The sequence below is a fragment of the Fulvivirga sp. genome (assembly GCF_040220315.1).
GTDB lineage: Bacteria > Bacteroidota > Bacteroidia > Cytophagales > Cyclobacteriaceae > Fulvivirga.
Window position 1 is genome coordinate 1 of record NZ_JAVJUY010000140.1, and the last position, 4,251, is coordinate 4,251.

The following is a 4,251-nucleotide window of genomic DNA, read 5'->3' on the forward strand; positions in this document are numbered from 1 at the left end:
ATTGTCAGTATACTCGTTCCTTTTTGCTGTATAGAATAGCTTAGTAGGACATTCTATCGCTTGCTTAAATCTAGATTTTGTGAGGTATCTGGGTCTCATGATTTATCTTATTTATTTAAAAATAACGCTTCCAGGAACTCGAATCAACTAGCCACCTTTTTCAGCAGGATCTTACTCTTATCATTCGGCTTCACCTTAGCCCCAAGATCTTCAATACGCTCTGCAACCCTGACCATATTGTTTCGGCCAGTGTTGAGTCGCTTCGATGCACTTTCGAATGCATTTTTAGCATTATCCAGGCCTTTGCCGATACTTTGCATATCGTCCAAAAACCGAATCACCTGGTCACGAAGTTTTCCAGCTTCTTCAGCAATCAATTCTGCATTTTCAAACTGCTTATTCCTTTGCCATAGATCTGATACTATTTTCATGGAAACAAAGAGGGTAGAGGATGTAGTCAGCATCACATTTTTTTCTATGGCATACTGAAACAATTCCGGCTCAGATTGTAAAGCCGTAATCAGACTCCCTTCGATGGGCATGAACATAAAAATCATATCCGGTGAATTGATCTGATACAGATCTTCGTATCGTTTGCTGACCAGTTTATCAATATGATTTTTAATATTCTTTACATGCTCCTTCAGATGTTGCTTCGACAAATCATCCTCATTGCTACAGTATCGGTTATAAGCGTTCAGTGACACTTTGGAGTCTATGACCAGGTGCCTTTTTTCAGGTAGGTGAAGGATAACATCAGCCCTTAATCGGTGCTCATCCGTAACCCCGGACACCTCTCGCTCATAATGGAGATTCTTCACCAGACCAGCCCTGTCAAGGAGCGTTTCCAGGATTTGTTCACCCCAGGAACCTTGATGCTTGGGATTCATCGTTAAAGCATTGGTGAGGTTGGTAGCTTCCATTTGAAGTTGATGATTGAGTTTGCCTAGCTGTGAAAGCTCGTTTTTTAGGGAGGAAGTTTCACGGATCCTGCTCTCATTCGACTCCTTAATCTGCTTTTCAATTTTCTCAATAGAGATGCCTAGTGGTTTTAGTACCTGATCGAGTTGATCAGAAGAATCCTTCTTAAAGGTATCGGCATTCATGCGGGTGATCTTAGACGCAATGGACTCAAACTTTGACAGCATTTGACCTTCCAATTCTTTGATCCGGTTTTTCTCCTTTTCTACATTCTCTTTTTCATTTTCCAATCGCGTCGTAAGAACCGCATTTTCAGTTTGCAGATCAGTCAGAAGAGATTCCCGTTCATCATGTTTGATGAGAATGGTTTGATAGATCTCCTTTCGGACATAATCTTTCTCCAGTATATCCATTGTGATGGATTTGCGCTGTTTTTGAACAAAGTAGGTTGTGAGTATCCCGATGATAATCAAATATACCACTGATGTAATTAAAATATCCATATCCAAATAAATTTTATTGACGATACAAATATTTAACCCATCTGTTCAGTGAAGCTGAACAGGTAAAATAAAGTCACGAAAAAAGCCCGATTCATAGCAGAAACGGGCTTAATTGTCAATAAATGGTGGTTTACCTGGATAGGATCATTAGCTACACCTAGAGACAGGTAATTATTAAATGTTAGCACAAGTTTATCTAGAGCCTGTTCAGTCATCCTGAACAACAAATATTTTTAGTTAAATTGAGGTATGCCTGACAATAAGAAACCAATAATTAGGTATAGCGTAATTGACCAGTGTATTCGCAATACTGCAAGAGATTATACTTTGATGGACTTGATGGAATCAGTAAATGAAAGTTTAATTTATAGGGGATTAGAGCCAGTTAAAAGTAGGACCACAGTCTACAATGACCTTACTGACATGGAGCTTGACTTCCAAGCACCTATTGAGAAGGTTCAAAAGGGAGGCAAGGTCATTTACAAATATTCAAATCAGGATTATTCATTTGGAAACCAACCATTGAATATGGATGAAATCGAACATCTAAAAGATGCTGTACTCATCTTGTCAAGGTTTTCAGGACTTCCAGGGTTTGAATGGATTGATGAATTGGTTTCTAAGTTAGAAATAGGAACATATGAAGAAGCGGGAGACCCAAATGTGGTAAGCTTTGAATCCAATGAATTTTTGAAAGGCAAAGAGCATATAGGTCCCCTATTTAAAGCGATCATTAAAAAAAGAGTACTGGAAATTAGATATAGAAAATTTGAATCAGAGGAAGAGAAGACCCACTTAATTCATCCTTATCATATTAAGGAGTTTGATAATCGATGGTATGTTTTTGGTCATCTGCCTAAACATGATGTATTGATACCCTTAGCACTGGATAGGATTATTGATATTTCAGTGCTAGATGGTGTGGAATTTATTGAAAATAAGAAATATGATTTCACGGAGTACTTTGAAGATATTATTGGGATTAGAAAAGAAGATAATACTACCCCTATCAGAATTAAGCTCAAATTTTCACCTTTAATGTCAGAATACGTTGCGACTAAACCTCTTCATGGGTCTCAAAAAAAAGTTTCACTTGATGATAATGGTAGCTTGATTATATCTATTGAAGTTATCCCAAATTTTGAACTCGAAAATCTAATATTTACGTTTAAAGATGAAGTTGAAGTTCTCGAACCAGATTCATTACGTAATCGGGTGAAAGAAATAATAAAAGCAATGATGGCAAAATACCAATGAGCCACTGGTTATATAAATAACATTTACCTTTCATTTAATTATATGTGGTAATATTTACCACTTTTGGTCTTTCAAATAGTAATTTGGAGCTTCCCCTCGTTCCTCGGGTCGGGCTTTCCGCTTCTACACGGTAACCGCTTCAATCCCTAAGCCATGGAGAAACAGCTCTTCCCGAAATCGCTTTTTCAGATTTAATATTTAGCCACCCTTGGACATTTTGTTCTCCGTTTTCTTGCTGTCGCAGCAATGTACAAACAGGTCTTCAGAACATGTCAAGTAAAAATCCAGAAATCTCCACCCTTCGGGTAGGTATTTCCGACCGGGTGCAAGCACCTATTTTTTTCTTGACATAACCTGGACCAGTTTGTGGTATTGGATTGAAAGGCGACAGAAAGAGGAAAACTCCGAAAAAATGTGCCATTTGCCTCCGGCGGGAAAAGCTCAAGAATCGGAAAACTATTTTATGTAATTAAAATAGATCACTTTGTGTCGCCATTTTTAATTCTCTTGAGAAATGTCTTTAAGTTGTATGACACTCGTTACAGCAAAAGTAGCATCCATTGACTTGTGAATAAGTTTTCTTGGCTTCACTAACAGCCCCACTACAATCTGAATGATAACCTAAATCCTTTTGATTTTCCTTTTCAGGCATATAATCGCATCCCTTCGTTGTATTATGGACTTCATGGTCCCCATTTGATTGCGCATTTTTGTTTACAATAAAGTATGGCATAAGACCTTAATTTTAAGGATTAATATTAAATATAACTCTTTGAAACAAAAAATGCAAGATTTCGGTTTTGTCATTTGGTGGGAAAGGCTATAGGATTGGAAATGTCATGGTTATATCAATTAATCCTATGAGCCAATGACACTATCCAAAGCTTCATCGGCATCTTTGTGTATGAAGTTAGCCTGGTAGCTAATAGTAGTCTTAAGGTCAGAATGTCTATATAGTTTTTGTAGCATTAATGGATGGATCTTATCCCCAGCGATATTTCCGAAAGTATGACGTGCAATATGATTAGAAAGGTTCTTTTCAATGTTACACTTCTTGGCAATATGTTTAAGGTATTTGTTAAGTAAGCTTGTGGCATTGCGTGACTTAACGAACAGATCATGAGTGCTGCCCTGCTTGGCTTTTTTCAAATAAGGGAATACGAAATCTTTTTTACGGTCTTTCGGTGAATGATAGTGGTCTAGTATTGATTTAGCCTTTTCAGGGATTTTTAATGATATCGGTTTTTCGTTCTTATGCATTACATAATAGAGTCTGCCATCCTTGAAATCACCCCAGGTCAAATTCAAAACATCTGTGATCCGGATACCCGCAAAATAATAGGCCACCAACCAGACATTTCGAGTATGCCAAATGGCAGAATCCTTTTCAAGTTGGAGCGTTTCTATGCTTTCAACTTCCTCTCTAGTTAAACCTATCTTATGGCCAGAGCCAATTCTGATCTTTTCTTTTTCTCCGGCAAATGGGTAGTGCTTAGCTTCTACGATACCTTCGGATATGGCTTCATTGAAAAGTGTCCTTATGAATATTAGTTGATTAGTAATTGTCCTC

3 protein-coding genes are annotated in these 4,251 nt (G+C 37.6%); 1 reads left to right on the plus strand and 2 read right to left on the minus strand.

Annotated features, from left to right (window positions below; translation table 11 throughout):
* Positions 1–143: 143 nt before the first annotated feature.
* On the minus strand, positions 144–1,424 hold the full coding sequence (locus tag RLO81_RS06540) for a DNA recombination protein RmuC (RefSeq protein ID WP_350108954.1): 1,281 nt from the start codon (positions 1,422–1,424) through the stop codon (positions 144–146).
* A gap of 249 nt (positions 1,425–1,673) precedes the next feature.
* Here RLO81_RS06540 and RLO81_RS06545 point away from each other — a divergent pair, with 249 nt between their 5' ends.
* Positions 1,674–2,681 carry a helix-turn-helix transcriptional regulator gene (locus RLO81_RS06545; protein ID WP_350108957.1) on the plus strand — a complete coding sequence of 336 codons (1,008 nt, stop codon included), beginning with the start codon at positions 1,674–1,676 and terminating at the stop codon, positions 2,679–2,681.
* Between the two features lie 858 nt (positions 2,682–3,539).
* Here the strand turns inward: RLO81_RS06545 and RLO81_RS06550 are convergent.
* On the minus strand, positions 3,540–4,251 hold a 712-nt coding region (locus RLO81_RS06550), incomplete at its 5' end, for a tyrosine-type recombinase/integrase (protein WP_350108960.1).

Coding starts and splice junctions, on each gene's coding strand:
- RLO81_RS06545 (WP_350108957.1), top strand. CDS start 1,674: ATGCCTGACAATAAGAAACCAATAATTAGGTATAGCGTAATTGACCAG.
- RLO81_RS06540 (WP_350108954.1), bottom strand. CDS start 1,424: ATGGATATTTTAATTACATCAGTGGTATATTTGATTATCATCGGGATA.